Raw genomic sequence first — 24703 nt, forward strand, 5'->3', positions numbered from 1 at the left:
AGCCTGCGCGGCAGACCCTTTCGCTCGATCATCATGATGAACCCGCTCTGTCGAAACGAAGTTGCCCAGGCGACGAACAAGCTTGGTCTGACGCCGGACATCATCGTGGCATGAGCCGGCGAACCGCACTTTGCGGCTGACGGTGTGGCTTTCCCACTCCATCGATGTCGATGCGTTGCAGGTTGACCGGCCTCAACCAGCAATGTCGCGTATAGTCGGTCGCCCGACGCACGAACTGCGCCCAATTGAGTGGCGTCTTGAGCAGCCCCTGCAAAAGCGAGAGGGAGTTGAGCCCGAGGAGAAAGCGGGAGCGGACCAGTTGCCCGCGCCGGTCGACAGCTGCATAGGTCACGAACCCGCGAAACGCAGCGCCGAACCTCTTCAACACAGCATCAACCTGTACGTCATAGGGTTCGTCAGCGCCGAACCCCTGAAGCGACTTTGTTGTCCCGACCGGCCGCGTGTGTCTTACCACGATGTCGTCTACTATGGCGAACCGCAGCCATGGTGAATCGGTCAGACGGGTCCACAGCAAATCAATGCCAGTCTCGTAGCCAAGCCCGAACAGGCTCCGGGCCGCGGCAAGATATTTCGCGCTGAACACCGGACACATCATTTCCACGGTATTCGTGTACCGAAGAAGGTAATGCTTCCTGTTGGTCAGCGTCGCAGCATAGGAGAAATGGCTGTCCCATGCCAATGCGGGCTGAAACAGATCGAGATTGTACTGCCGTCCAATCCCAAACAGGCGGTTTAACTCATGCGCCGTCGTCTGGATATCATCGTCGATCAGCGCTATGTATTCATATCGCGTCAGGATTTCCGGATAGTGTTCGAACAGTAAATGATAGCCGGCAATCTTCCGGCCCGGAAGAAAAATGTTGAGCCCCTCCGGCCCGCCGGGTGCACCTGCCTCGTAGGCAGCGACCAGAAGATCGAATTCGGCCTCGCCGGTTCGTTGCGCCCAGCCGGAATGCAGCGATCCACGCCCTGCCCGTACGATCACAAGGTTCTTTCTGCCGGTACCGGCCGGCAGTCCCGATCCGGACGAACCCTCTGAGCCGTTTGGGTTGGCGCGCCGCACAGCGTCGATCGATCAGTTATCGGACTTCTGAAGGCGAACGCTGGGCGATTTTCCAAATGGCGCCCCTAGTCGCCGGATCGACGTCCCTATCGATTGCCGCAGGGTTGGCGAAACGGCGCCGACTAGTTCCAGCACATAGCAACCAACCCGGAATGGATGCAGCGCCCACACCGTCAGATACGGCAGTGTCGTATGCAGTGGCGCGACGCCTCTGCCTTTCCAGGCGATTTCCAGTTGATGCGACAGCAGGCTCAGATGTTCGAAGCACCGGTGGTTCTTGACGCCGGGATTGGTCCACTTGCTGCGCGTCACCTTGTCCGCAAGTTTCGTCGAGCGCCCGGCATGATCCCGGTTGTAGAGCGTCATCCCTGGAACGTCGACAAATGTGCCCAGCACCGCTAGGTCAACCAGAAGAGCGCGGTCAGACATATAGTATTTTCGGTGAAGCGACGTTTTCGCCAGGGCCGCACGGCGCATGATGCCAAACATCGCATTATCCGACCCGCCCGCCGCTACCAGCATTCGAAACCGGCGGCCGGGTGTTATCCCTGTCATGTCGGGGAACGTAGTGGCATACACGGAAACACTCGGCTCGCCGCTGGCGGGCCTAGGAATGATCTTGCTGTTTGCGTCGACATATTCGAGCTTGCCATAGGCAACCACCGCTTCCCGATCCGCGACCAATGCCGTCACGCCGAGTCTGACGAAATTGGCACTTATGAAATCATCATGCGCGCACCACTTGAAGAACTCTCCCCGCGCCAGCTGGAAAGTCAGATTGTAATTACCCGACGCACCCAAATTGCTTTCATTCCGGACATAGCGGATTCTTTCGTCGCCAGCGGCGAAGTCGAGGCAGATTTCAGCCGTACGGTCGGTTGATGCATTGTCAGCTATGATTAACTCGAAATCATCGAAGTCCTGTTTCAGGATCGACTGGATCGCCTCGGAGACGAAATTCTCGCCATTGTAAACGGGCAGACCAAGGGATACTCGGGGCGACTTGGAATGTTCCATCTTCAGGTTCTTCTCGACGATGATCAGACCGAGACGACTTCAGGTCGCAGGTCCAGCGCTTCCAGGGACTGCACCACTTCGTTTCGGTAAATCGGGTTCATTACGATTACGAGGTCGGGTGGATTTTGCACGAGGTCAGCAGGTGCAATCACCGGATGGCCGGTCCCAGGCGTAAACTTGCCTTGCTTGTAGGGGTTGATGTCGACTGCAGCCGATACCTCGTCTCCAATCTGCAAGGTCGTCAGAAACGAGACCGCCTTGGAACCGCCGCCCCACAGGACCACCCGCCGGCCAGCAGCGTGCGCCGAGCGGATGCGCTCCTGCCATAGATGCTGGCAGGCCCGAACGCGGACGGGAAACGTTTCCGCCAATCGGTGCATTTCTTCGAGGTCTCGCTCGAGCGGCAGTCTTGGTTTGGTTTGGCCAATTGATGGTCGGGCGTACTGGACGATGTACTGGTTGTCGTAGACGAGTTCCAGATCGGTGACGTCGAAGCCTTCCTGGCGAAACAGCCGCGCGTGCGCTCCGGGACTGAAGTAGGAACAATGCTCGTAGTAGATGTCCCAGAACGCACTCTCGGCCAGCACGCGCTTTGCGTCCGGCGTCTCGAAGAACACCCAATCTCCGGTCCGTTCGCCGATCATCTCGCGGATCAGCCGCACGAAAGCAGCGACTGAACTTATGTGTTCGAGCGTGTGGCGGCAGAGGACTGCATCCGCTTCGAGGTGTCGGTAATCCGGCCCGAAGAAATCGACGATGAATTTTACATCGCCCAGGTCTTCATTGCGTCCTTTATCGGCCCGATAGCCTGGATCGATGCCCAGTCCGGTGGCGTTGCCGAACACACAAAGTTCACGGAGAAACTCCCCCTTGCCGCAGCCGATCTCCAGCACCCGCTTGCCGGAGATCGCGCATTTCTGCGCAATCTCATGTGCAAGCCTCTTCGCAAAGCTGTTGAAAGTGCCGGAAAAGTGCTGGGATTCCTCGAAATTGGTCGAGTAGACCATGACCTTTTCGTCAAAGGCCTTGTTGAATATGAAGCCGCATGCTTCGCAGAATGCGAGTTCAAGATCGCGGCGAGGAAAGGCGCGAGCTTCTTCGGCCGAGTTCAGCAGGACGCAGCTATGCACGGGGACGGATCCGACCCGGTAGATCGATCGACCAACCGACGCAGAGCAGCATGGACACGCCGCCGGCCGAAGCGCGTGGCCGTTCCTGGCCGTGTGCGGGTCAACTGAATTCATGGCAAGGCTGGCTCGGCAAGAGAACCGGATATGCCGCGTGCCGAAGTCTCCGCTCCGAGAAATTCATTGTGGCCCATTTCGCGAGCGGACTGGACGGACTGGGCAAGGCCGAGAGCATCGAATATCGCAAGGTCGAACCTTTCCTCGGAAAACCTGGTCGCATTCATTCGGCAGACGTTCGGCGCAATGGACAGCCTGTTTTCTTCAAACAGATCAATTGCATCCGCTATGGATTCGATCGTCTGACTGCTGAAGAGGACACCGGTCGGATGACTGCTTTCGCCAAGCGGCCGAACGATGTCGCGGGCGCCTCCACGGCCGAAAGCGATCAAGGGAGTACCGCAAGCCTGCGCCTCGGCCAGTGCAATTCCGAAATCCTCGCATCCGGCGAAAACCATCGCGCGCGCTTTCGCAATTCTGTCGATGTATTCGTGCCGCGGCAGATAACCGGTGAATATGATGTTGGGACCAGCAATCGACCTGAGATGCTTTGATTGCACGTCGTCGCCCACAACGACCAGGCGGCGCGACGGCGTCTTGCTGAACGCCTCGATGATCAGGTCCGTGCGCTTGTAAGGCGCATGGAACGCGGCCGTTACGTAGTAGTCATCCTTGTTGGCGACGTATTCAAGTTCCTGGATGGCCACTGGCGGATGGACCACCCTCGCATCGCGGCCGTAGATCCGCTGGATTCGGGAGCGCACGTAATTCGAATTTGCCAGCATCAAATCGGGGCCGTGCGCAGTTCGAGTATCCCATGTCCGCAGGTTGTGGAGTAGATAGCGAAACGCCAGGCCTTTGGGCCCAAATCCCAATCCGCCCTGCTGCAGGTAAGAGAATTGTTCGTCCCAGGCATATCGTACCGGGCTGTGCACATAGCAAAGGTGCGGCTGATCCGGCCTGGTCAAAACCCCTCTGGAGAAGGCGGCTGATGAGGAAATTACTGCGTCATATCCGGTTACATCAAACTGCTCGATCATGAATGGGCAGAGAAAGAAGAGAGACCGGTAGTATTTCTGCACGAATGGCAAGCGGTTTATTGGAGATACATGAAAAACAACATCTTTAAAATATTCGTCTTTGATTTCCTTTGGAAGAAAATCGAATAGCGTAAAGACCTCGGCTCTCGGAAAAATCTTGCAGATCCGGGCTAGTACCCGCTCTCCGCCTCGAAAATTCGGACACCAGTCGTGCACTACTGCGATGCGGGCGTTGCGGTCGATAGCAGGGAATGGCGCCTTGCTGATGGAGGGCGCATCCTTCGCGGCAAGGCGCTCCATCGTGGTCGATTTTGCCTGACGCACATGACGCATGTTGTGTCCTCCCGCAGCGTTGGCGCCATTCGGAACTTTTCGCCAGGCCCCCGGGAACTGTGTGTCGTCCATACAGTCCAAACAAGCTGCCTATCGGGCTAAGCTCAGCGTTCGCCAGAGGCTGACGATATTCCAACGGAGTACACGTCCTACTTCGATGGGCCTAAGCACACGTCGAAGCTAACCTTATGCGCATGCTGTAGCGGTGGAGCTGACGGACTAAGATGCCGGGCATGCTCGCCTCACAAACAGGCCCGAACTCCTATTTGTGTCCATTGGCCCGTGCGGAGTTTGATTCTCGATGAAACTGGCCGTCGTCATTGCAACGTTTGGTCGGCCTGAACACGTGACCCGGCTTCTCGCGCAGCTCGAGCAACAGACCAGACTGCCGGACGCGGTCATAATCTCGGCCCCCGACGCAAAGCATGTTCCGAACAGCATAGCCTGCACTTTTCCCGTAACGAGCGTGTTCGGAAAGACCGGCTTGCCGGCGCAACGCAACATCGCCCTCGACGTCGCGGCCGACCGCTTCGACATCGTCACTTTTTTCGATGACGACTTCATTCCCGAAGACACCTATCTCGCCGGCGTATCGACGGCGTTCGAGCAGCAGCCGGACTGGGCAGTGGTGACAGGAAGGGTGCTGAAGGATGGAGCAACCACAGCGGGGCTGACGTGGGATGAGGGTATCCAGGCGCTGCGAGAGGCGGGCCCCGCGGCTGAAACGGGAGGCGTGGAAAAACTTTGCGGCTACGGCTGCAACATGTCCATAAGAGCGGCATTCATCGGCGACCTGCGCTTTGACGAGCGCCTGGTGCTCTATGGGTGGCAAGAAGATGTCGATTTCACCATCCAACTGAGAGCCAAGGGGCGCGTTGTTGCCTTGCACTCGATCCGTGGGGTTCATCTCGGCGTCAAGAGCGGTCGCGTCAGTGGTGTCCGCTTCGGCTATTCTCAGGTGGCGAACCCGATCTACCTGATCCGCAAAGGTACCGTTCCGTTGACCTTCGCATTAAGCCTGATTGGCAAAAACCTTCTTGCCAATCTCGCGCGCAGTTTGTGGCCAGAATCCTTCGTCGACCGACGAGGTCGTCTGCGCGGCAATCTCCTGGCCATTTCGCATGTCGCAAGAGGCCGGGTGGAGCCAGAGTATATTCTGGAGATTTAGGACAAAGGCAAAGATGCTCGAAGACCCGTCACTATCGATCGACAACGGCAGCTGCTCAATTCGCCGGGCTCGATGCTCTGACAACCCGTCCAATCGGCGCACCGCCACGCGCCTTCTCCATGTCGCGGTATCGGCAGGACTGTCATTGGCCTGCATCTTGGGTGCTTCGTCTGCCAGCTCCAAGGAATATCTGCTCGGGCCGCAAGACAAGCTCCGAATCAAGGTCTACGAATGGCGCCCCTCGCGCGACACGATCTTCGCCTGGGAAGCCATGAATGACACATATACGGTTGGTCCGGATGGCTCGCTATCGCTGCCGCTGGTCGGCGAGATCAAGGCCGCCGGCCTGACCACCAACGAAATTGCGAACTCGATCGGCGAGAGCTTGATGAACAGCGTCGGCCTGGCGAGACCACCAAACACCGCGGTGGAAATCGTCCAGTTCCGACCATTCTACGTTGTTGGCAAAGTGACGCAATCGGGCGAGTTCGCATACCGGCCAGGGCTAACGGTATTGCAGGCATTGAGCCTCGCAGGCGGATTGCGAATGCGGGAAGACAGGGACGCGAGGTTCGAACGCGAAGCGATCCAGAGTCGAGGCGATATTAGTCTGCTTAGGCTGAACGAGGCCAACCTCCTCGCCCGCAGGGCGCGGCTCGAGGCGGAACTTTCTCATGCCAGCGAAATTCAGTTTCCACCCGAGCTGACCTCACGCATTCAGGACAGCGCCATTGCCATGACTGTAAAGCAGGAGGGTTTGATCTTCCAGGCACGAAGCGAGGGGCTAGATACCCAAATCAAGGCGCTTCAGAGTCTGCGCGAGTTCCTCGAGAAAGAACTGGCTTCACTGGAGGAGCAGCTCGTCTTCCTCGACAAACAGATCGAGTCTATCCAAAAAGAGTTGAAGAACGTCTCGGCGCTCGTGGACAAAGGACTCGCGGTGGCGCCACGTGAATTTTCTCTGGAACGAACCCTTGCGCAAACGCAGAGTGAGAGGTTGTCGGCGGAAACCAGCCTGCTACGGGGGCGTCAGGAAATAAGCAAGACGGACATTTCGATTCTCGAACTTCAGGACGGAAGGAGAAACGAGGTCACCACCGACTTGCGTCAGGTACAGGCTGAACTCGATGCTCTCGAAAGCAAGACCGAGACGACCAAGCGGCTATTGTACGATTCAGAGGTGTCCGCGCCAAGTCTTCTGGCTCGTAGAGCCGAGTCCGAATTGGCCACGCCGGTCTATAAGATTTTCCGACCTTTGGCGGATGGCACGACAGAGCAGATTCCGGCCACCGAAACGAGCGCTGTCGAGCCAGGAGATACCGTAAAGATCGATATACCGCTGCTTCCGGATGAACCGGGCATGCTTGGCGCTATGTCAGTCGGACGGAAGCAGGCGCCCGGAATAGCACTTCAACAAGATGCTGCCAGCGATTCCGTAGCCATTCCGTAGGCCATCAGTCATTCTGTTGTCTGCTTGCTAGAGTATCCGCCTTGGTCAAGGAAGGGATGGAGACCATTTCCGGTCGTCCCTGATAAGAGCGTTTGCGAGAACGATGAGCTTTCTCATGATGGCAGTTATGGCGACTTTTGCGGGTTTGCCGCTTGCTCGGAGATTTTCGTATTTTGCCTTGAGAGGCTGATTGAATCGGGTGGCGACGAGTGCGGGCATGTAGAGTGCCTGCCTGAGCGTTTGCCGGCCGCCCTGGATGAAGCTCTTGCCCTTCCACAGGCCGGACTGGCGGTCGACGTGGGCAAGACCGGCCAAGCTTGCAGCTTGCTTGTTTTCGAGTGCACCCAGTTCGGGCATGTCGGCGACGATGGCGAAGGCACTCGCCTCGCCGAGCCCCGGAATGCTGTTGAGAATATCGAAGCGGCGTCTGAGGCCGAGTTCGCTGGCGATCCGGGCTTGGCATTCGGTGTCGATCGCCGCGATCTGGGCGGCGATCTGTTTCAACCGTTGCTCGGCCTGGCGCTTCAACAGCGGCATGGTCAAAGACTTTTGTCGGTTCAACGTGGCGGTGCAGTCTTTGATCAGCGCTCGTCGGGCGGCGACCAGTTCGCAAAGCGTATCAAGGGTATCGCTGCGGATCGGTCGGATCTGCGGCGTCATCAGCGCGCCGAAGCGGGCGAGCATGGCGGCGTCGATGCGATCGGTCTTGGACAAGCGGCCAGCGGCCTTTGCGAAGGCACGCGTGTGCTGCGGGTTCATTTTTGCCAACGGCAGCCCTTTTACACCGAGCATGCGTTCGAGCAACCGATGGTAGGCACCCGTCGCCTCGTAGACGATGCGGGCGGGCGCAAGAGGCGCCAGGCTGCGGATCAGTTCGCGTAGACCGCTGGCGTCGTTGGCGTATTGCCGCTCCGTCCCTTCCGGTAGTTTCACGGAAACGTTGAGCCGCTTTCTGTTTGTTCTGACGCAATTCCGGACGGAAAACCGTTTCACACTTTTCCTGGAATTGCTTAGGCGCGACCGGGTATTGAAGCCAATCGACGCTTGCCGGGACGGACCCGACGCTGGAGTATCTCCACAGGGACCGCAGCAACGCTGCTGTCCTGGACCGGCAGCCGTCGGTAGACAAGAACGACAGCAAGCGGAATATAGAAACCGATACCGGGGTCGGGGCTGCCACTTGCCAGAGACCCAGCCACCAGTGAGGCCAGAGCGCAAGCGCGGGCACTTAACGCGATTGCCTCGACCTCTGGATCGAGACGATCGCCACTGCCACGCAGGCCTCGCACCAGCATTGCCAACAGGACCATCATGATCACGGTGCCGAACAGCCCCAGCTGCGAAAGCAAAGCTATCGGCCAACTCGAAGCCCGTGAACTGCCCAATCCGATCCCTAGCCCACCCGTGTCGAAGAACGACTGCAGGCTCTTGTAGTTCCAGTAGCTGCGCTCCTGACCGGACGCCGACGCGACCTTGTTGACTAGCGTGGTGTCGACAAGCTGCACCACCGGATCAAAGAAATGAGGGTAAAACAGGCTGACGGCCATCCCGAAGAGGAGCAAGGGCATCAGTAGTGCGACGAGCAGCGCCTGCCTCGGTCTCAGCCGGCCCGAAGCGAACGACTTCGTGATGGAGATGACAACGGGCACGCTTATGATTGCAAGGCCGACATAGGCGGTCGACGATGTCGACAGCAGCAGGAGAACGAACAAAGTCGCCCCCAGGCCCAGCGCAAACTTGGATCCGGTCCTGGTCCAGTAGGTGTAAGTGAATGCAAGCCCTGTCAGCGATACTCCGCCGAATGCCGATGCCTCAGAAAATGCCCCTGCGATCCGCCAGAAGCCCGCTTCCGCAACTTGTGTCAGCATCGAGTAGTTGGCGGTGCGGATCGGGGCGAGGATGTCACCGGCGCCAGTCAATTTACCCAGCAAATCCAGGATGCCCATCGACGCATGCAGGGTGAACCACAGGAAGTAGCCCCGTTTGATATCCGTCAACGTGCCACCACGCTGAAGCAACAGGCAGACCGCCAGGAACGTCAATCCCGCCAGAACAAAGTATCCCGTCTGGGAAATGTTGGCCGACACAGGTGCCAGGGCCGCTTCGTATACGCCCCTGCCCGTCCGGGAGGCGACGAAGGCGCTCGTCTGCCCGACAAAAAGCCTTGGGAACAGCAGCGCCCCTATTGTCACGTAGATCATGAGCGCGCAGACGATCCATGCTGCGCCAATGTGGCTGAAGACCGTTCCTAACTCCCTCCATATCCCCCGCCGCGCGAGTGCCGCCACAATCAGGAGTACATTGAAGACCGTGAAGATGAGTGGCGATGAGCCGCCAAGCGAGCCTATCGTCCCAATTGCAGTCGCGCCAAAAGCCAGCGAGGCCATCAACGCGGCGATCATCGACCAGCGCATGCAGGCGACGAAGGCCAGAATTCCCGCGCATATCAATACCCCGACGACGGAAATCTGCATCTAGCTTCTCCGACGACGAAAGCTGGTCCCGACCCTGACCGGGTCGCCGCGCCGCTTGGGCAGGTCGATGGCTTCACAGGAAGGAGCGACTCTGATTTCCTTGGGCCAGGGTTGATATCGCGCAACGCAAATTAACCTGGGGAGATCACGATGTCGTTTGCTATTGTCGGCGTTGCGTGCCTTGGATTGGCAATAGGACTGAAGCTGCGCGCGCCGGCCCTTATTGCGGCGACATTGGTTGTGGTCGTCGCCAGCATCGCTACCGGCAGTGTTCTCCAACTGTCCGTTCAAACAACCATCCGCTCGACATTCTATCTGGTTATCGTCACTCAAATTGCCTATTTGGTCGGTCTTGCGCTAGCGCTGCTGTCACATCGCGCCTGGCGGCGCTAGGATTCCTTCTGCATCGCCCCCAGATTCACGAAGTCTGATCAAATTTCAGCATGGCCGGTATTGTCTTGACCAGTATCCAAAGATCGCTGCCCAGAGACCACGTTAGAACGTACTGCGTATCCAGCGATACTCGATGAGAATATTCGGTCATGCTTCTTCCATTTACTTGCCAAAGGCCGGTAAGTCCTGGCCGTGTCTTCAGATATTCGTGTGATGCGGCGCCATACCGTTGCAATTCATCGGCAACGACTGGTCGTGGACCCACACAACTCATGTCGCCACGCAAGATGTTGAACAGCTGCGGCAGCTCATCCAGGCTCGATCTGCGAAGCATCCTTCCGAAAAACAAGACACGCGGATCGAACTTCAGTTTCTGGTTGGCCGTCCACTCCTGCGCAGCCTGCGGATCACAACTCAGGTGCTGTTGCAGTACCTCCTCCGCATTCGGCACCATCGTGCGGAACTTGTAGCAGTCGAAGGCCTTGCCATTGAATCCAATACGGCGATGAACAAACAATACCGGGCCGCCTGTGGTAGCCTTGATCAAGAGCGGAATAAGAAGCATGAGGGGACTGATCAGGACAAGCGCCGTCGAGGCCACCAGCAGGTCAAGAACCCTCTTTGCCCGACCACCGAGAGGCTGCCGGCGTTCGCTCGGCAGGTTTTGTTGTGTGCCTGCCGCCGGCATGCCTTGATCAAATGGGATGGCAGTGTGGTCTTGGCTTGCGCTCAGATGAGGCGGGGAAACGTTCGGCGTATTCGATCTGGCGGCCGCGCCGCCTTGACGCAGAAGAGCCCATGTCGCCACAGGCCCGGTTCCGACCAGTATGCCCAAGATCTCGCGTTGCCGCAGCTTGCCTTCGATCACGTTGGACATTTCTGCTCACACAAACTTGCACACGTCTTCAGCTACATATTCACAAAGATGGATGTCTCCCGGCAAGCAACGAAAAGGTGGTAGACTGGGGGTGAGCGGCAACGACGGGCTACACCTAAGATGCTAGGCTTTTGTCCGGACGAATGGCTGCGCCGACCGGCACCAGGCGCGCTTTCAGGATTGGGCGCCACATCCGCGGCCATCTGGCGCCAAGTCCAGGTCAAGCACGCTTCAGCCAGGACCTGCCGATCCGAACTCACCCTCCGCCGACACAGCCGCATGTCAGCGCGGTGCTTGAGCTGCGCGCTTCCGGTAACTGCCGGTAGAAACGGACCGAACACGGGTCATCAGCACACCAAGTACCGATGAGTTTGTATCTTTTAGAGTCTGGGTCAGATCTGCAAGTTGACCAAGCGACGTCTCGCCCCATTGCGCCACGACAATCACCGCATCAAGGAGAGGACAGACGGCGAGGGCGTCCGCGCCCGATGTAAATGACGGCAATTCGACAATGACAATTTTGTATTGATTTGCCTCTCTTATTATTTTCTCGATATTCTTCTCAAGAGAAGTGTTATTCGAAATTCTTTCGACGCTCTTCAGGCCATAGAATGCCATTCTTTCAATAAATTGTATCTTTTTCACGAACTCTTTTGGATCCGCAGACACCTGATCGAATACGTCGAAGTTGGGAGAACTAAGAAGTTCGGTGGCCAGAGCAGACTTGTCGTCAGCGTTGATCACTAGAGTTGTGATACCCGATGCGCCATAGAGAGCCGCCAAATTGCTCACAACGGTGCTCTTTCCGTCGCCAGGCGAGACGGACGTAATTCCGATGCAGCGCATTGAGCGAGTGGCCCCGGCCAGACTGATGGTCGCCTTTACTCCTTTCAGACTCGCACTGAAAGAAGACAGGGGATCCCTGAGCACTTCGTCAAGCCGACCAAAACCACCCCGCCTGAAGCTTACCTGCGGCAGTTCTCCAATGCAGGCCAGCCCCAATTCCCGGCGAATCTGGTGTGGTCTCCTCACGTTCCCATCAAGGCTGCGTTGTGCTACGGCAAACCCTATGCCAGCCACCAGTCCTGCAAGTGCGCCAAAGGCGAGGATAAGTTTCTTGCGAGGGCGACTTTCCCTCTCCGGACTCGTCGCAGATGTGATGACACGAGCGTCCGCCATCAGATAGGGCTGCTGGTCTACCGAATTCGTGTACGCCGCGAGCAAGCTTTCGTACATTTTTCGATACGTGTCTGCAGTGACTTCGAGTTGCTCCAGCGTGGTCCGTTGTTCTGGATGTTCTTTGTCGAGCGGCATATCCTGGCGGTCGACGGACGTCTCGTTCGCGACGATCGCGTAGTCGTGTTTCGCGCGAAACTCCTGAACAATCCTGGTCGCCTTGTTCATCTGATCGCCGACCTCCCGCATTCGCCTTTCCAACCATGCGATGCCTTCGGTCGCCGCAGCTGTTGTCGTCTGAACTTGCTCGCGAACGAACGCATCCGCGGTAGCGTTTGCTATCCGTGCCGACAGCTCCGGTTCCAATGACTGAAACGTAATGTCTATTGCGTAAGAGACACCGACACGCTGAACGTCCAGCCCTTCATCGAAAATCTCCACCGCCTTGCGCTCGCGGTCCGGCTGTGGGTTGTCCGTTTGTGTTCGATTTCGACCGAAGAAATTCTCCAGCGCGACATAGCCGGGATGGTTGCCAAGCCCGGCCGCCTGAACGACGCTTGTCCAAGCTCTTCGAAACCTTTCGCCGATGCCCGTACCGTCCAGATCCCTGAAAGTCGGATCGTTCATGAGCCCAAGGTCATCGATCACCATCTTCGCGATCTTCTCGGAGCGCAAAACGGCAAGCTGGCTCTCGACTTGAGCAGTGTCGAGCGAAAGATTTATTTCGGCCGGCTGCTGTTGCAGGTTGCGGGGGATCTTTGGCGAAATCAGAATCTGCGTTCGCGCCTCATAGATCGGGTCGGAAGTAGCAATGTAGAACGCAGCGAAGAGAATTCCCGTGCCAGAGAACGACAGAATCGAAAAAAGATACTGCCGCACGAAAGAAACGATGTCAGAGAGGCTGATGAAATCTTGCGGGGCATCGGCTTCGCGCCATGTTTTGTGGGCAATCGCCGACAGCGGCCGTTCTAGCATGGCTTCAATCCATATCTGCGACAAAGTCTCAACCGATCAGCAGCTTTGGCCGCTGTCACACCACACACTAGGCGCTTGTACCGCTTGCGAATATTCGTTCAAATGGGGTAGGCGCCCTACCCATGAGGCTGGTCATCGGGTTTGTCAGATGGACCAGTGCTCATCCTGCAATGCCTGGCCTGCCTAAGCTGAATCTCGAAGCGCCTGATCGAGCATGCCCTGATCGAAATTGGGCCTGAGGGCGTCGACCGAAGCCGACATAGGGCGAATGATCGCTCCCTCAGTCTTGTCGAGATATTGCATCAGCGCTGTCACCAGGTGGTAGAATATGCTGGCAGGAGTTTCCGTGGCGACCGCCCTGCCCTTCTCATCGATTCTATCGATCCACAGCCCAAGCGGTGCCGGATCGATATGCCAGCGGAACAACCGTCCGACGCGCGTTTCTATCTCGGGCTTCAGGTCTGGCCCACCGGATCCTTCCAATGCAATCGCGGCCTTGATCGCTTCGGCCTGGGGCCAGCTCCTCGATATCAGGTCGAGTGGCATTGCCGAACGTGACACGGCGCCATAGGCCAGCCCCGTCGATCGGTTGAGGCCATTGGCTATCGCAGACGCGTAGAGCTTTCTTGCGAACGGAACGAGGTCCGCCTGCCCAGACTTTGCCGCGAACTCGACGAGGAGCGATGCCCATTCGAAATGATGTCCGGGCTCGGTCCACTGGCCCTGCTCGCCCGCAGCCAGCTTCCACCCGTCGTCGAAATACTCGCCTAGCGTCCAACTGTCGGCATCGAAAAAATGCGTTCTGAAGAGGTCGACAATGCGAGCTGCGTGTCGAAGGTAGTTCCTCTCGCCAGTGGCCGTATGCCAGGCCAGGAATGCCTCGAGCAGATGCATGTGGGGATTGCTGCGACGAAGGCCGGTCCCGCTCGACGACTCCAGGAATCCGTTCAACCGCCCATCTTCGAGATGTGCATCGACGAAAGCCAGGGTTTCCTCGCCAAGCCTGAGTGCATCCGGGTTTTTTGCCTGATGGGCGTAGGCCAGGCACAGAAGAACACAGGCGTGATCATAAGCGTCTTCACATGGATCGGCGACGGATCCGTCGACATTGAGTGTCCGTGCCCATCCGCCTCGGCTGGTTCGCCCATTCTTCATGAATTCAATGCCATGCGCGATCAGCCGGTCGGCTGAACCGTTCCATCCGCGGAGCTTGGCGACCGAGAACGCGTAGACCTGTCGCGCCATTGTTCGCATCCGCTTCTGCTTGGAAAGCGGCATGCCGTCCAGCGACAAAGCCTCATGAAACCCACCGTAGAGTTCGTCCACCCCGACGGTCGACCAGTGCGGCAGCGTCTCGTCGAACAGCCAGTGCGCAACCCGCTCGCGCCAAGCGCCCGGCAACAGCACGTGATTGTGAGCGGGCGTAAACTTGGTTTCAAGACGACCCCATTTCTCGAGGCGCTCGACAACTCGCTTGACGTTCTGGCTTTCTCCGACGGGAGCAACGAACGTGGCGTCAGCAGTCGAGACGACGGCAACATTCCTCAGCCCGACTGCCGACAGCAATCTGCCACGGCTACGCAAGTAGGAATGTTGGCAATCGATCGCGACTACATCGCCGACGACGACATTGCCGTTTTCGTCAGTGGAACTTGCATCCAACAGGGATTGCCAAGAGCCAAGGTCGCTCCATTTGAAGCTCGCCGGTACCAAAGTGATATCGCTGACCTTTTCCATGATCGCGTAATCGATCGATATCGATGGAATCGATGAGTAGAGATCGAGCGGCAGATAGGTGCCGGACAAGTTTGTCGTGGCAGCATCCAACGCCTTCCTCGCGCTGTTCCAGATTTCCGGTCGATGCCAAAGGCAGGCCTCGCGCATGGCGCTTGCCCGGAACAGGAAAATACCCGTGTTCCAGAAGAAAGAGTCTGTCGCGACATACTTCTCGGCAGCCTCGATTTCTGGCTTCTCGATAAAGCGAACCACTTTGCGAATATCGGATGTTCCGATTGGCGAACCGCCCTCGATATAGCCATATCCGGTTTCCGCGCGGCTCGGACGTAGGCCAAACACGACAATACTGCCTGTTTTCGCAGCAGGCACGCCCCTCTCGATGGTCTCCCAGAATTGCAGATCCGTGGTGATTGCGTGGTCGGAGGGAACGACAAGAACGATCCCGTCTCCATGGCTATTGATCGTATGCAACGCCGCGACGGCCACTGCGACCGCCGTGTTGCGTCCGACAGGCTCAAAGATGGGGCCTCCACCCGAGAGATCGATTCCAGCGAGGTCGGCGTGGATCCGTTCAGCATTCCGTTCCGACGCGATCAGATGGATCGGCGTCTCACCGTCACAGCGGCTTTTCAGTCGCCGTACGGTTTTCGTCAGCATCGATCCATCGCCAGAGAAATCGTGGAACTGCTTTGGATTATCCTCTCGCGAGAGCGGCCATAGCCGTGAGCCCACCCCGCCACTCATCACAAAACACGAAATTCGATCAGCCACGACAACACCACGCTCTCAACTGAACTCCGGCGTATTGCCCAACACCCTTCCCCAGCGACCAGCGTTAGCTGGTCGCTGGCAAAGTCAAACGTCAGCCGTCCCCGCAACCCTCAAAGGCCGTGAGGGGAACAGGCACCCGACACCGGTGCTGGGCGCCGGCGATCACTTTGCTCTTCTATGCAGTGCCTGCCCCGACAGGGATCGCTCAACTCGATCGCATAGACACGTTGGCGGCAGGAAACATCTCATTGAGTTTGTAGACGACCTCCGTCCTGTTGGTCGCCTTCAACTTTTTCATGATGTTACGGATGTGAACCTTGACCGTGCTCTCGCGGAGATTGAGCTCATGGGCGATTATCTTGTTCGCCTTGCCCCGCCTGAGGGCTTGGACCACCTCCTCCTGCCTCTCGGTAAACACGCTCGCCATCGGCCTGGTCACGTCGACGCTCGCGTCGATTCCCTTGTGCAGGGCCAAGACGCTGCTAGCAGGGACAAATGTCCCGCCAGCTACAACAAAGTTTACCGCCTCGACGCAGATCTCGAAGCGGATCGACGAGGGGATGTAGGCTTTTACGCCGTAACTCAAGGCCCTCAGGATCTGCTCCAATTCGTCCGTGTCGGCCAAGATTACCACTGGAATGGGGTGGGCCTCGGCGACGAGATCGGCGATCTCGTCGCCGGTCTTGGGATCCGTCGCCCTTCGGCTGCCCAAGTTCAGCATGATAGCCGACGCCGACGGCGCGTTATCCTGCTGACGCCACTCGTCGATTGAGCCAAACGACAGGATTTCCTTGCCAACACGATAGGCTGTCAGGCATTGGGCAAGGCACTGCCGATCGAGCACACGCTCATCAAGCAGAACCAGGCAGGATTCAGCCAAATCCTGCCTGTGAAGATGTATTGCACCCCCGACCTTCTGCGAAATGAGTTCCAGTGCGCCAGGCGATTTACGGTCGAATTGAATTGCCGGATTCATAAGCTTATCCCCAACGTTGCTCGCGTACAAAACCAGCACGAGACGACGCTGCAGGGACACACACCAACTGCGCGAACATAAACGCGTCCGCGTCAACAGGATTGCAGACTGTGAAATTTTAGGCCCCCGCCATGGTCACAGTGCTATCGAGCACAGAGGCTATCGGCCAAAAGATCCTGCTTCACTAATTTAGGTTAACAAACGGTAAAAAAATTTCTAGATCATTCGATCTATCCGAGCCCGACATTTCATCCAACCGTTGGAGGCAACCTAAACTGTCGCGGTAGCCACCACCGGCCAAACGTTGGTTGCCCCTTACCCAGCAAATTAGCAGCGCGTTCCGACGCTGCGTTCAGTTGTCGGCATACCGGTGGTCGAACTCGGCAAATTTCCTTGTACCAGCGTCGTCGAGTACGCGCACATAACCCTGGCGGAACTCGAGAAATCCGCGCTCCCGCAATTCCCGAAGCATCCGATTAACGTGTATCGGTGTCAGGCCAAGCGCATCGGCAAGGTCATATTGGGTGAGAGGACACGCGAAGCCCTTGCGGGTAATGTCGCCGACACGTTCCAGGCGCGTCTTGAGTTCGAGCAGCAAATGGGCGGTACGCGCCAGCGCGCTGCGCCGCCCCACATTGGTGAGATGCTGGGCAACCAGCGCCCTCTGGTGCATGAGAGTTTCTAGAAAAAGAGAGGCTGTGCGAGGCGACTTGGCTATGGCGAGGGAAAATTTCTTGCCCGATCCCTCGAATACTGCAAGCTCAGTCTGAGCCACAAAGGTCTCAACCGCGATCCCAGAATACGACTGCGGCATGACGATATCGCCCTTAAGGGCAAAATCCACGATCTGTCGTTGTCCGCCGGCGAGATCATGTGAAATGCACCCCCAGCCGGACTCGACGACGAAGATACGATCGCTCTCGTCGCCCTGATTCACGATGGCGGTCTGTGCCGGATACACCTTCGGAACAAACCCAATCGCCTGGATATACGCCTTATCGTCGTCCTCAAACCCGACATGCGACTGTCGGTTCTCGTTTCCACTCAAAGGATGTGAAGCGTACGCCATTGACCCCCACTAACCCCTCCCCAAGTACCTCCAAGGGCAAGTGTATATCAACCTTGGCTACATGAGTACCCCTAAGCCACCTACCACTATCGGATGAGCTGGATCACGCTCCTTACTCGCAAGCGACGCCGCCTGGCAACGGCGTACGGATTTTCGCGGGACGGGGAATTTGCCCCTTTTCCTGGCTTTGCCCCCACGGGTACGCGTCGATTGCGACCCTGTGGTGGTTGCTGGCCGCACGCAGCGACGGCTCCACGGAAATATCCAGCAGACCAAAGGTTTGCAGATGGACCCCGGCTGCCTCAAGCTTTGCTTTTTTTGAAATTTTCTCGCATGGACTCGATTACTTCGCTGGCCACAAGACAGCTGCGGTTGTCCACTTCACCTGCGGCGTTGCGCAAAGTCGTTGCCGCGTCCTTCAGTACTCCCCTGATTTCTCTCGCGGTCAAAATCTCGGATGCCTCCAGTTCGAGGAGCAGAGATTCAACCACATGCAACGCGGCAAGTGCTATCCCTCTAGGTCTGCTCGCCAGCAGCACTAGGAGGTCACCACTGGGTCTGCCGCGTGACTTTTTTTTTGCCATCTCGATGTCTCGGTGCAGAAGAGGTAATCACACACGGAACGGGACTGGCTCGGGTAGGGAGCCTCGCCGGAAGTCAGAGGTGAACAGAGTTGATTGATCCCCTTCTTTTGGGCCCATGCTAACCCCATTTCCTGCCCCGACACAGCAGCAAGCCATACCAAATTAGCTGTAGCTAACGGGACTTAGCTCGGACGATGCGAGACCTCCCCAAGGAGCTGTCGTGCCGATCGCGGATCTCGCGAAACCCATCAACAGACTACAAAGACCTAGCCGCAAGGCGCGCGCACCTAAACCTACGATCGCCGACAACCACAACGCAGGCAGAATTCAGGTCGCCCGGATATTCCATTAGACGTTTTGAGCCTTTTGCCAGGCGCCGTAGCAAGCGAACCGCTTTTTGTTACATCGAAAAGGCCCAACGCGACCATTGCTACGTTCGGTGCGAGGCTACTCCTTCGGCCTACCTACGTCCGAAGATGTCCGCAGAACGACCGCGATCAAAAGATGCGGCAGCGAATAGATCCCTCACGGGTAACGGCGCACCCTTGCGAACCGCGGTCGCCGCTTGCTCAAAATGGAGCTACGTCCGGACGATCTGGATAAGCCTTTGCAGAGCTATACCGCCAGCTTGACCCCTTTTCGCGACGGATTTGGGAACCAGCTTTTGACTGCGGTCTGGATCTTTCTTTCCAGCCACATGACCCCCATACTCAAACCCAGGACGATTGACGCAGAGAGTACAAAGGCGATACCGGCAGGAAGGCCAGAAGAGCATACGGCCCAGACGATGATCATACCAACAGAATAATGATTCAAATATATCGGATAGCTTAATCCTCCAAGATAAATGATAATCGCCTTATGTTTTTCTAGGTAGCTACCAACGAGATCAGCATACCTAATACCAGCCGCCATTGCACACATACACATCACCCAGATCACGATGGCAATGATCTTATATTCATTGGGACGTTCGACTGACATAAATATCTCCACCATGCCCATGGCAGAAAAGACCGACAGCAATACCAGTTTCCACTCGCGACGACCGTGCTTTTCACGATCGGCTTTTATGCTGAAAAGTATCATGCCAACTGCGAAAAAGACGCCGTGCTGAAGCAGGAGAGCTTTGAATTGGAACCGCGACAGGATCGAGATCCATTCGTCTGATTTCGCGAAATGGGGCGCAAGATGGAGGCCAGAAAAAATCAGTACATAGACGGTGCTGGAGAAACCTATGACTTTAGCCAGATCATAGAGCGACAACCGAAATTTTGACAGAATGGCTATCGCCACCAAGAAATAGAATATGGCCTCGACGACCAAGGACCAAACAACCCCGTCAATGTAAGGCCCTTTTGGCGACAATATTACGGATCTACAGAAATCCATCAGCAGAAGCGTCAAATCCTCGCCGTAACAAGCTCGGGCGATCAGACTGACAAGCGCCGACAGCCATAAGGCCGGCAGTATCCGAATGGCACGAATTCGCGTAAACCGAAGCGCCTGTGACAGCCCACCGTCGCCTGAGGCACTCATGGCGATCACAAAACCGGAAATTACGAAGAAAATCTCAACCCCCACGGCACCCAAGCCGGCGAAAGCGGACAGAAAACCGAAGGCGACTTGATCGCCCTCGACAACTGACGCGGTCTCCCACCCGAATGTCGCGAAATGATTCAGCAACACCAATATCGCCGCGAAGATGCGCAAGATATCTATGGTGAGGTAATGGTCGTGGCGTTTCATGCGTTCCCAGGATTTTGCCAGTGCGCCAAGGCCGGATGATAAAGTGAAATGGCCTGCACACCTGCTAGTCCGTTCGGGCATAAGGCGAATGGGGGTCCTTGCGGCGTGACAGACGCAGTAGCCATGCACGCCAATCATTGCTACTGAAGGGAGATGGTTCGCACCGCCCTCCGGACCGCTGTATGGCTGGTCCTGATCGGCATCTTGACCGTGACGGTCGTTCCGATCGGAATGCGCCCCCACTTGGGCCTTGGTCCAGAGCCAGAACGAGTTGCCGCCTTCTTTGTGCTTGGGCTGTTGTTCAGTCTCGCTTATGAGCGGAACTGGTTTTTGACACTTTGCCTGGTGGTTGCAGCAGGGTTCGGCATCGAAGCCTTGCAGATGTTCAGCCCGACGCGACACCCCACGGTTGACGACGCCGTAGTCAAGGCAATAGCTGGAATCGCAGGAGTACTCGGCGGCATCATCATTATGAAGAGGGGTTGGTTGCGATCGTAAGGCGTCCTGTTTGGTTCGACGCTCCTGTTATCCTAGATTAACTGGGTCATATCGTAGCATTTGCGTGTTTTGAGCGCACGGCCACAGCAAACAGTCCGGCTTTCCATACTCTAATCAGGCCCGACTGCCGGCGGGGGCATGACGTGGCGGGTCCAGCAGTCGGGCCCTAGCCGGGATCGAGAAGGTTCCGGCCACCGGACGATGTGCTGCCCCTGTACGGTTGCGCAAGTAGGTCTTCCGACTTATCCAACCGACGATGCGTAAGTGAGCCGGTCACTCCTTACTCTCGGGAGAGAACTTATTGGTCGTCTTGCTTGTCATGGGTCCACCCTTCTCAGGAGTTGGAGCCTCCGATTTGCCTGGCGCCGTTCATCTCACCGTAGACCTTATCGGCGATCTGGCAGGGATACTGCCAATCGCCACCAGACAGGGCAGAGACGCTATTCATGCGGAACTGTCCAAACTTTAACCAGTGCAACAAACGGACTCCGATTGGCGGATCCCTGAAAACCAAAAAGCCGCAGAAAACTGCGGTTTAACGGCGATGGTTGCGGGCGCTGGAGTTGACTTGTGTCCCGCCGCGTCGGCTTTGCCTCCTTTGTGGGCCCCTGTTGAGGGTTCAAATCAGCCGGCCGCCACAGCCGAATACCAACGGCTCGCACGAGGCGGGCCGTTTTGGTATTTGGTTGAGGGGCCCTGCCGGGACTGGGCGCTCCGCGCGGCGCCAAATACAGGCCGAGCGGTCGTTCCTGGATGCGGCAGGTAAGATTCTCAATGCTTATGTCCAAGGTCGCCTGACTGGCAGCGCGCCGCATCTCGTTGAGCGTTGGGCAAATGGATTGTACTGGGTGGGAGAACCACGGCGCGAAGCCTCGGATTTCATGGCTGTCGTCAACTACGGCTGCGCGGCAGACGGACTTTCGGGCGCGGGCGGCCAGGCAGCGAATACGGCGAAGGCCGCAACAAACTCGCGCATGGCGAAAAGACCGGATTGCTTGAGGACCTTTCAGATATCAGGACCCTAGGAGACGCGCTTCTGGTCAATTTGTTTGATGCCGTGACGTTCGAGCTTGCTCACATGATTGACCAGAAGTCTGAGATTCTCGAGCTTAGGGAACCCCTCGCCTATCGCGCCCTTGAGGCCCGGCTGAAGCAACGGCCCTGATCACTGGCATGCAACGCCTATCTCAGAACAGATTCCAATCTTTCGACCTCGTTCACAAGCGCCTGCAATTCGGCTGGAGGCGCGAGGCAGAAAGTTCGAAAAGCTTCCAGGAACCCCCATGGCATTGTTTGCGGCGTTCAGTGCGGAGCGCCACCCGCAAGCAAATGCTTGTATCCGCTCGTCGTCATCCATCGGGCACGTGCGAGATGTGTTTCCCAGGCGCGAAATGCACGCTCCGGCTCTTTCGCGGGATCGATGTGCAGAACAATCCTTGCAACCTCGCGCCAGTCCGCATTCTCTCCCGCTGCATCGAGCAGACGGATGTAGGTGAGCAGTCGCAGCTCATCATAACCTGTCAACACGTTGGAGGTCGGAGCAGTTTCGGCAACATCGGGATCGAGGAGGGGCTTGAGCATTTGTCTGCTGGTGGGCTGTAGCGGGTTACGGACGGTTCGCCAGACTCTATAGCCTGACGCTACATATCGTTCTTAAGTAACTACATATTGTACGTGGCCATGCCCGTGTCAATCCGGAACAGACTGTTCCCATGGAGATATTCGCAAAACGGCTGCGGGAGCGTGCCGTGCAGCTTGGCATCTCAAACGCCGAAGCTGCACGACGCGTGGGTTTGGACGAAAGAAGATACGCCCACTACGTGTCTGGACGGCGACAACCAGATTTGATGACCTTGAAGAATATCTCCGAGGGCCTAGGCGTGACGCCCAACTGGCTACTGGACTTCGCTACTGCGACGGACCAAGACCGTCGAATGACCGCTTTGATTGATCGGTTCGTGAACTCGGCGAAGGCTATGACCCACGAACAACTTGAATTGGCTGTGATCCAAGCCGAGGCAGTGGTTGTGTCGAACCGCTGATACAGAGAATTAAACGGCACACCGCACGCTCGACATCGATGCATACCAGCCTGCCCCGTCGACCACTTGCCTGATATAGCGCATCGAAATCGACCTAGATTCGCCGGGGCTATGCACATCGAGCGCACGCCAGATCCGCGTTCTTCGTGACGGCAAGCAATCAGGAATGCGGACCACAATGCATTCCGTGGCTGAGCCTCCAGGCGCCATTGATCAGAGGAATTCCTCACGAGATCAGGTGATACCCAAGAAGAAAATGGCGGTCCAAAGTCGCGTCCTCCAGGCGCGGCCTGAACGCTATTCGACGAAACCGCTTGAGGGCGTTCGTGGAACCGCGTCACAACGCCATCAGATTAATAAGGACCACGATGCGGCGACGCGTCCAGTTAATTGCGCTTGATTGCATAATCGTAATTGCTGAGGAGGGCAGTTTCCTTGGCGCCTCGCGACGCCTTGGAATCCATCATTCTGCCTTAAGTCAGCGCGTTCGTGATCTTGAGCACTCGCTCGGAACCACACTCTTTCAGCGCCGTCCGGTCGGTGTCCGACCAACTCCGGCCGGCGCGAGGCTGCTAGGCAGTCTTCGTCGCGTTCTGACTGACCTCGATAGTACCCTTGCCATGGTTGGGAGTGCCAGAGAAGGACAAGCACGCGGTTCGCTGACAAACTTTGAGGCGCCCGCGCCCGCGACAGAGTTTCTCGATGCAATCACCGAAGTCATTCGAAGCAGGCCGGATCTCAGCCTTCGCCTAATGGCACGAAATGCGTCGTGAGGGGTTTAGGGCGAGGCGGGCGAGGGCTGCCACCCGCTGAGGCGCATCAAGCTTCGGCTTGCGGCCGAACTTGACGCCTCTGGCCTTGGCGCGTTCCCGGCCGAAAGCCGTGCAACGCAGGATGTTGCGCCGCTGCCATTGGGCGGCCCAGCCGACCACGTAAAGGATCAGGTCCGACATTTCAACGTGGTGTCGATGAACGGCTCCTCAAGCAACCGCAGGCGGGCGCCACGGGCTTTGACGGTCCGCAGGATGGTCCAGCGGGTCGCGGGCAATCCGGTCTGTCACCATGGCCAGCACGGTTATCTCCCGGCTTCAGGCCGGACAGCATCGCCTGCAGCCCCGGCCGGTCCGCGTTCTTGCCGCTGCGCTTTCGTGGAAGATGCTCGCGCACCCGGCCTTGGCAAGCTTCTCCAGCTGGTCAGCCAGGTCTTGCCCTTCGGTAGATACCTTGCGTATCCGTAAATCATCGCTCCTGTCCGGCCCGACGATGGCAAGAGTAAACGCGCACGGGCTCAATTCGAATGAATAACAGGCCTTTTTGGCATCCACGGCGCTGCTTGCGGTGGCCGGATGCAGCGAAACCGGGACCGACAACACTGAGACCAAGCGCTGGCGAGACGAAGCAACCCAGTCCCGCTAGGCATTGGACGAGACGGCAGCGAAGGCGGGCATTGATCCAGCCCAGCTGCGGTCCGTGCTTGCCCAAGAACCTCGTATCCATCCGGTCTGGACCGCGGCGGGTGCGGTCTGTGTTAAGCTGCAGCGATGGAGATCGACACCGACAAGATCGATGATGCGGTGCTGGCGCGGCTTTGGCTGACGCTGCACAATGAACGGTGCGCTTGGAAAGGCTTTGACTGGGGCGTGACGGATCGACTTCACCAGAAGGGACTGATCGCCGACCCGGTCAACAAGGCAAAATCCTTGGTGCTGACGGATGAGGGTCTTCGGCGCTCGGAGGAACTGTTTCGCGCGCTGTTTACGCGGCCGACACCATGAGCGCCCGAGCGGGCCGCCAGTTCCATGGCGGCAGCTCACCGAGCCGTGTGATCGGCGTGTCGGCGACGCGAGCGAGGACATCGGCCAGCCAGGCCTGCGGATCGACGTCGTTGAGCTTGGCGGTGTTGATCAGCGTCGCCATGAAGGCGGCCCGATCGGCGCCTCGATCAGAGTCTGCAAACAACCAAGCTTTCCTGCCGAGAGCGAAGACTGATTCATTATGCACCCCCTCTTCAAATGGCGGGAAACAGCGATTTCTGATTATCGTCGTTGATGATACGCGGAGATTTGCGCGCCAAATCGGCCTTGATCCGTTCATCTTCAAGGTCGC

Annotated in this window: 23 protein-coding genes and 1 pseudogene; 8 read left to right on the forward strand and 16 right to left on the reverse strand. The window is 57.4% G+C overall.

The features are described from left to right. Positions 1 to 100: 100 nt before the first annotated feature. The 4 genes from D3227_RS32190 to D3227_RS32205 all read right to left on the reverse strand — a co-directional run bounded on the left by D3227_RS32190 (position 101) and on the right by D3227_RS32205 (position 4625). Entirely contained in the window at positions 101 to 1006 is a 906-nt protein-coding gene (locus tag D3227_RS32190; RefSeq protein WP_245451977.1) for a DUF707 domain-containing protein, read from the reverse strand. A gap of 90 nt (positions 1007 to 1096) precedes the next feature. Further along, positions 1097 to 2101: a glycosyltransferase family 2 protein gene (locus D3227_RS32195; protein WP_120018212.1), complete on the reverse strand. Its 1005-nt coding sequence runs from the start codon at positions 2099 to 2101 to the stop codon at positions 1097 to 1099. A gap of 23 nt (positions 2102 to 2124) precedes the next feature. After that, positions 2125 to 3108 carry a class I SAM-dependent methyltransferase gene (locus D3227_RS32200; RefSeq protein WP_167480950.1) on the reverse strand — a complete coding sequence of 328 codons (984 nt, stop codon included), beginning with the start codon at positions 3106 to 3108 and terminating at the stop codon, positions 2125 to 2127. A gap of 233 nt (positions 3109 to 3341) precedes the next feature. Continuing rightward, positions 3342 to 4625 carry a glycosyltransferase gene (locus D3227_RS32205; protein ID WP_425374574.1) on the reverse strand — a complete coding sequence of 428 codons (1284 nt, stop codon included), beginning with the start codon at positions 4623 to 4625 and terminating at the stop codon, positions 3342 to 3344. Between the two features lie 334 nt (positions 4626 to 4959). On the opposite strand from D3227_RS32205, the gene D3227_RS32210 reads away from it, so the two are divergent. Both D3227_RS32210 and D3227_RS32215 read left to right on the forward strand, forming a co-directional pair. Next, positions 4960 to 5826, forward strand: coding sequence for a glycosyltransferase family 2 protein (locus D3227_RS32210; protein ID WP_120018214.1), 867 nt, complete (start codon positions 4960 to 4962; stop codon positions 5824 to 5826). 13 nt (positions 5827 to 5839) lie between these two features. Continuing rightward, entirely contained in the window at positions 5840 to 7276 is a 1437-nt protein-coding gene (locus D3227_RS32215; RefSeq protein WP_120018215.1) for a polysaccharide biosynthesis/export family protein, read from the forward strand. Between the two features lie 45 nt (positions 7277 to 7321). On the opposite strand, the gene D3227_RS32220 is transcribed toward D3227_RS32215, so the two are convergent. Beyond that, positions 7322 to 8209 carry an IS110 family RNA-guided transposase gene (locus tag D3227_RS32220; RefSeq protein WP_425374573.1) on the reverse strand — a complete coding sequence of 296 codons (888 nt, stop codon included), beginning with the start codon at positions 8207 to 8209 and terminating at the stop codon, positions 7322 to 7324. Between the two features lie 77 nt (positions 8210 to 8286). Beyond that, positions 8287 to 9750 carry a hypothetical protein gene (locus tag D3227_RS32225; protein WP_120018217.1) on the reverse strand — a complete coding sequence of 488 codons (1464 nt, stop codon included), beginning with the start codon at positions 9748 to 9750 and terminating at the stop codon, positions 8287 to 8289. A gap of 150 nt (positions 9751 to 9900) precedes the next feature. Between D3227_RS32225 and D3227_RS32230 the strand changes: the two genes are divergently transcribed. Continuing rightward, positions 9901 to 10143, forward strand: coding sequence for a hypothetical protein (locus tag D3227_RS32230; protein ID WP_147377728.1), 243 nt, complete (start codon positions 9901 to 9903; stop codon positions 10141 to 10143). Between the two features lie 25 nt (positions 10144 to 10168). On the opposite strand, the gene D3227_RS32235 is transcribed toward D3227_RS32230, so the two are convergent. The 7 genes from D3227_RS32235 to D3227_RS32265 all read right to left on the reverse strand — a co-directional run bounded on the left by D3227_RS32235 (position 10169) and on the right by D3227_RS32265 (position 20057). Continuing rightward, positions 10169 to 11020, reverse strand: a complete 852-nt coding sequence (locus D3227_RS32235) for a sugar transferase (protein WP_120018219.1) — start codon at positions 11018 to 11020, stop codon at positions 10169 to 10171. A 282-nt stretch (positions 11021 to 11302) separates the two neighbouring features. Further along, the gene (locus tag D3227_RS32240; protein ID WP_245451978.1) at positions 11303 to 13171 is read right to left on the reverse strand and encodes a GNVR domain-containing protein; all 1869 of its coding nucleotides are present in this window, start codon (positions 13169 to 13171) and stop codon (positions 11303 to 11305) included. A 183-nt stretch (positions 13172 to 13354) separates the two neighbouring features. After that, positions 13355 to 15652 (reverse strand): AGE family epimerase/isomerase, encoded by a 2298-nt coding sequence (locus tag D3227_RS32245; RefSeq protein WP_425374575.1) that lies wholly within the window; start codon positions 15650 to 15652, stop codon positions 13355 to 13357. 232 nt (positions 15653 to 15884) lie between these two features. After that, positions 15885 to 16655: a response regulator transcription factor gene (locus D3227_RS32250; protein ID WP_120018239.1), complete on the reverse strand. Its 771-nt coding sequence runs from the start codon at positions 16653 to 16655 to the stop codon at positions 15885 to 15887. Positions 16656 to 17007: 352 nt separating this feature from the next. Then, positions 17008 to 17724 carry a Crp/Fnr family transcriptional regulator gene (locus tag D3227_RS32255; RefSeq protein ID WP_120018221.1) on the reverse strand — a complete coding sequence of 239 codons (717 nt, stop codon included), beginning with the start codon at positions 17722 to 17724 and terminating at the stop codon, positions 17008 to 17010. Between the two features lie 302 nt (positions 17725 to 18026). Then, entirely contained in the window at positions 18027 to 18308 is a 282-nt protein-coding gene (locus tag D3227_RS32260; protein WP_120018222.1) for a hypothetical protein, read from the reverse strand. A 615-nt stretch (positions 18309 to 18923) separates the two neighbouring features. Further along, positions 18924 to 20057, reverse strand: coding sequence for an acyltransferase family protein (locus tag D3227_RS32265; RefSeq protein ID WP_167480946.1), 1134 nt, complete (start codon positions 20055 to 20057; stop codon positions 18924 to 18926). A gap of 153 nt (positions 20058 to 20210) precedes the next feature. Between D3227_RS32265 and D3227_RS32270 the strand changes: the two genes are divergently transcribed. Continuing rightward, complete coding sequence (locus D3227_RS32270; protein WP_120018224.1) at positions 20211 to 20555, forward strand: VanZ family protein; 345 nt, start codon at positions 20211 to 20213, stop codon at positions 20553 to 20555. An 826-nt stretch (positions 20556 to 21381) separates the two neighbouring features. Next, positions 21382 to 21720, forward strand: coding sequence for a hypothetical protein (locus tag D3227_RS41250; protein ID WP_147377729.1), 339 nt, complete (start codon positions 21382 to 21384; stop codon positions 21718 to 21720). 137 nt (positions 21721 to 21857) lie between these two features. Here D3227_RS41250 and D3227_RS32275 read toward each other — a convergent pair whose 3' ends face one another. Then, on the reverse strand, positions 21858 to 22136 hold the full coding sequence (locus D3227_RS32275) for a DNA -binding domain-containing protein (protein ID WP_120018225.1): 279 nt from the start codon (positions 22134 to 22136) through the stop codon (positions 21858 to 21860). Between the two features lie 131 nt (positions 22137 to 22267). On the opposite strand from D3227_RS32275, the gene D3227_RS32280 reads away from it, so the two are divergent. Further along, a complete protein-coding gene (locus D3227_RS32280; RefSeq protein WP_120018226.1) occupies positions 22268 to 22597 on the forward strand; it encodes a helix-turn-helix domain-containing protein in 330 nt (109 codons plus the stop codon). A 368-nt stretch (positions 22598 to 22965) separates the two neighbouring features. Further along, positions 22966 to 23370 (forward strand): LysR family transcriptional regulator, encoded by a 405-nt coding sequence (locus D3227_RS44475; protein WP_425374576.1) that lies wholly within the window; start codon positions 22966 to 22968, stop codon positions 23368 to 23370. Here D3227_RS44475 and D3227_RS41925 read toward each other — a convergent pair. Further along, positions 23347 to 23550, reverse strand: a complete 204-nt coding sequence (locus D3227_RS41925) for a recombinase family protein (RefSeq protein ID WP_120018228.1) — start codon at positions 23548 to 23550, stop codon at positions 23347 to 23349. The two genes, D3227_RS44475 and D3227_RS41925, sit on opposite strands and share 24 nt — an antisense overlap. 588 nt (positions 23551 to 24138) lie before the next feature. Between D3227_RS41925 and D3227_RS32295 the strand changes: the two genes are divergently transcribed. Further along, positions 24139 to 24372 carry a DUF6429 family protein gene (locus D3227_RS32295; protein ID WP_120018229.1) on the forward strand — a complete coding sequence of 78 codons (234 nt, stop codon included), beginning with the start codon at positions 24139 to 24141 and terminating at the stop codon, positions 24370 to 24372. Here D3227_RS32295 and D3227_RS32300 read toward each other — a convergent pair. After that, positions 24353 to 24577 (reverse strand): annotated as a pseudogene (locus tag D3227_RS32300) (transposase domain-containing protein); the annotation flags it as partial. The gene D3227_RS32295 and the pseudogene D3227_RS32300 overlap by 20 nt on opposite strands. Positions 24578 to 24703: the final 126 nt, after the last annotated feature.

The sequence above is a fragment of the Mesorhizobium waimense genome (genome assembly GCF_003601975.1).
GTDB lineage: Bacteria > Pseudomonadota > Alphaproteobacteria > Rhizobiales > Rhizobiaceae > Mesorhizobium > Mesorhizobium waimense.

What these genes read in the sequence shown, in the direction of transcription:
- D3227_RS32195 (WP_120018212.1), bottom strand. Translation starts at nt 2,101, where the DNA reads ATGGAACATTCCAAGTCGCCCCGAGTATCCCTTGGTCTGCCCGTTTAC.
- D3227_RS32200 (WP_167480950.1), bottom strand. Translation starts at nt 3,108, where the DNA reads ATGGTCTACTCGACCAATTTCGAGGAATCCCAGCACTTTTCCGGCACT.
- D3227_RS32205 (WP_425374574.1), bottom strand. Translation starts at nt 4,625, where the DNA reads ATGGAGCGCCTTGCCGCGAAGGATGCGCCCTCCATCAGCAAGGCGCCA.
- D3227_RS32210 (WP_120018214.1), top strand. Translation starts at nt 4,960, where the DNA reads ATGAAACTGGCCGTCGTCATTGCAACGTTTGGTCGGCCTGAACACGTG.
- D3227_RS32215 (WP_120018215.1), top strand. Translation starts at nt 5,840, where the DNA reads ATGCTCGAAGACCCGTCACTATCGATCGACAACGGCAGCTGCTCAATT.
- D3227_RS32225 (WP_120018217.1), bottom strand. Translation starts at nt 9,750, where the DNA reads ATGCAGATTTCCGTCGTCGGGGTATTGATATGCGCGGGAATTCTGGCC.
- D3227_RS32230 (WP_147377728.1), top strand. Translation starts at nt 9,901, where the DNA reads ATGTCGTTTGCTATTGTCGGCGTTGCGTGCCTTGGATTGGCAATAGGA.
- D3227_RS32235 (WP_120018219.1), bottom strand. Translation starts at nt 11,020, where the DNA reads ATGTCCAACGTGATCGAAGGCAAGCTGCGGCAACGCGAGATCTTGGGC.
- D3227_RS32240 (WP_245451978.1), bottom strand. Translation starts at nt 13,171, where the DNA reads ATGCTAGAACGGCCGCTGTCGGCGATTGCCCACAAAACATGGCGCGAA.
- D3227_RS32245 (WP_425374575.1), bottom strand. Translation starts at nt 15,652, where the DNA reads ATGAGTGGCGGGGTGGGCTCACGGCTATGGCCGCTCTCGCGAGAGGAT.
- D3227_RS32250 (WP_120018239.1), bottom strand. Translation starts at nt 16,655, where the DNA reads ATGAATCCGGCAATTCAATTCGACCGTAAATCGCCTGGCGCACTGGAA.
- D3227_RS32255 (WP_120018221.1), bottom strand. Translation starts at nt 17,724, where the DNA reads ATGGCGTACGCTTCACATCCTTTGAGTGGAAACGAGAACCGACAGTCG.
- D3227_RS32260 (WP_120018222.1), bottom strand. Translation starts at nt 18,308, where the DNA reads ATGGCAAAAAAAAAGTCACGCGGCAGACCCAGTGGTGACCTCCTAGTG.
- D3227_RS32265 (WP_167480946.1), bottom strand. Translation starts at nt 20,057, where the DNA reads ATGAAACGCCACGACCATTACCTCACCATAGATATCTTGCGCATCTTC.
- D3227_RS32270 (WP_120018224.1), top strand. Translation starts at nt 20,211, where the DNA reads ATGGTTCGCACCGCCCTCCGGACCGCTGTATGGCTGGTCCTGATCGGC.
- D3227_RS32275 (WP_120018225.1), bottom strand. Translation starts at nt 22,136, where the DNA reads ATGCTCAAGCCCCTCCTCGATCCCGATGTTGCCGAAACTGCTCCGACC.
- D3227_RS32280 (WP_120018226.1), top strand. Translation starts at nt 22,268, where the DNA reads ATGGAGATATTCGCAAAACGGCTGCGGGAGCGTGCCGTGCAGCTTGGC.
- D3227_RS44475 (WP_425374576.1), top strand. Translation starts at nt 22,966, where the DNA reads ATGCGGCGACGCGTCCAGTTAATTGCGCTTGATTGCATAATCGTAATT.
- D3227_RS41925 (WP_120018228.1), bottom strand. Translation starts at nt 23,550, where the DNA reads ATGTCGGACCTGATCCTTTACGTGGTCGGCTGGGCCGCCCAATGGCAG.
- D3227_RS32295 (WP_120018229.1), top strand. Translation starts at nt 24,139, where the DNA reads ATGGAGATCGACACCGACAAGATCGATGATGCGGTGCTGGCGCGGCTT.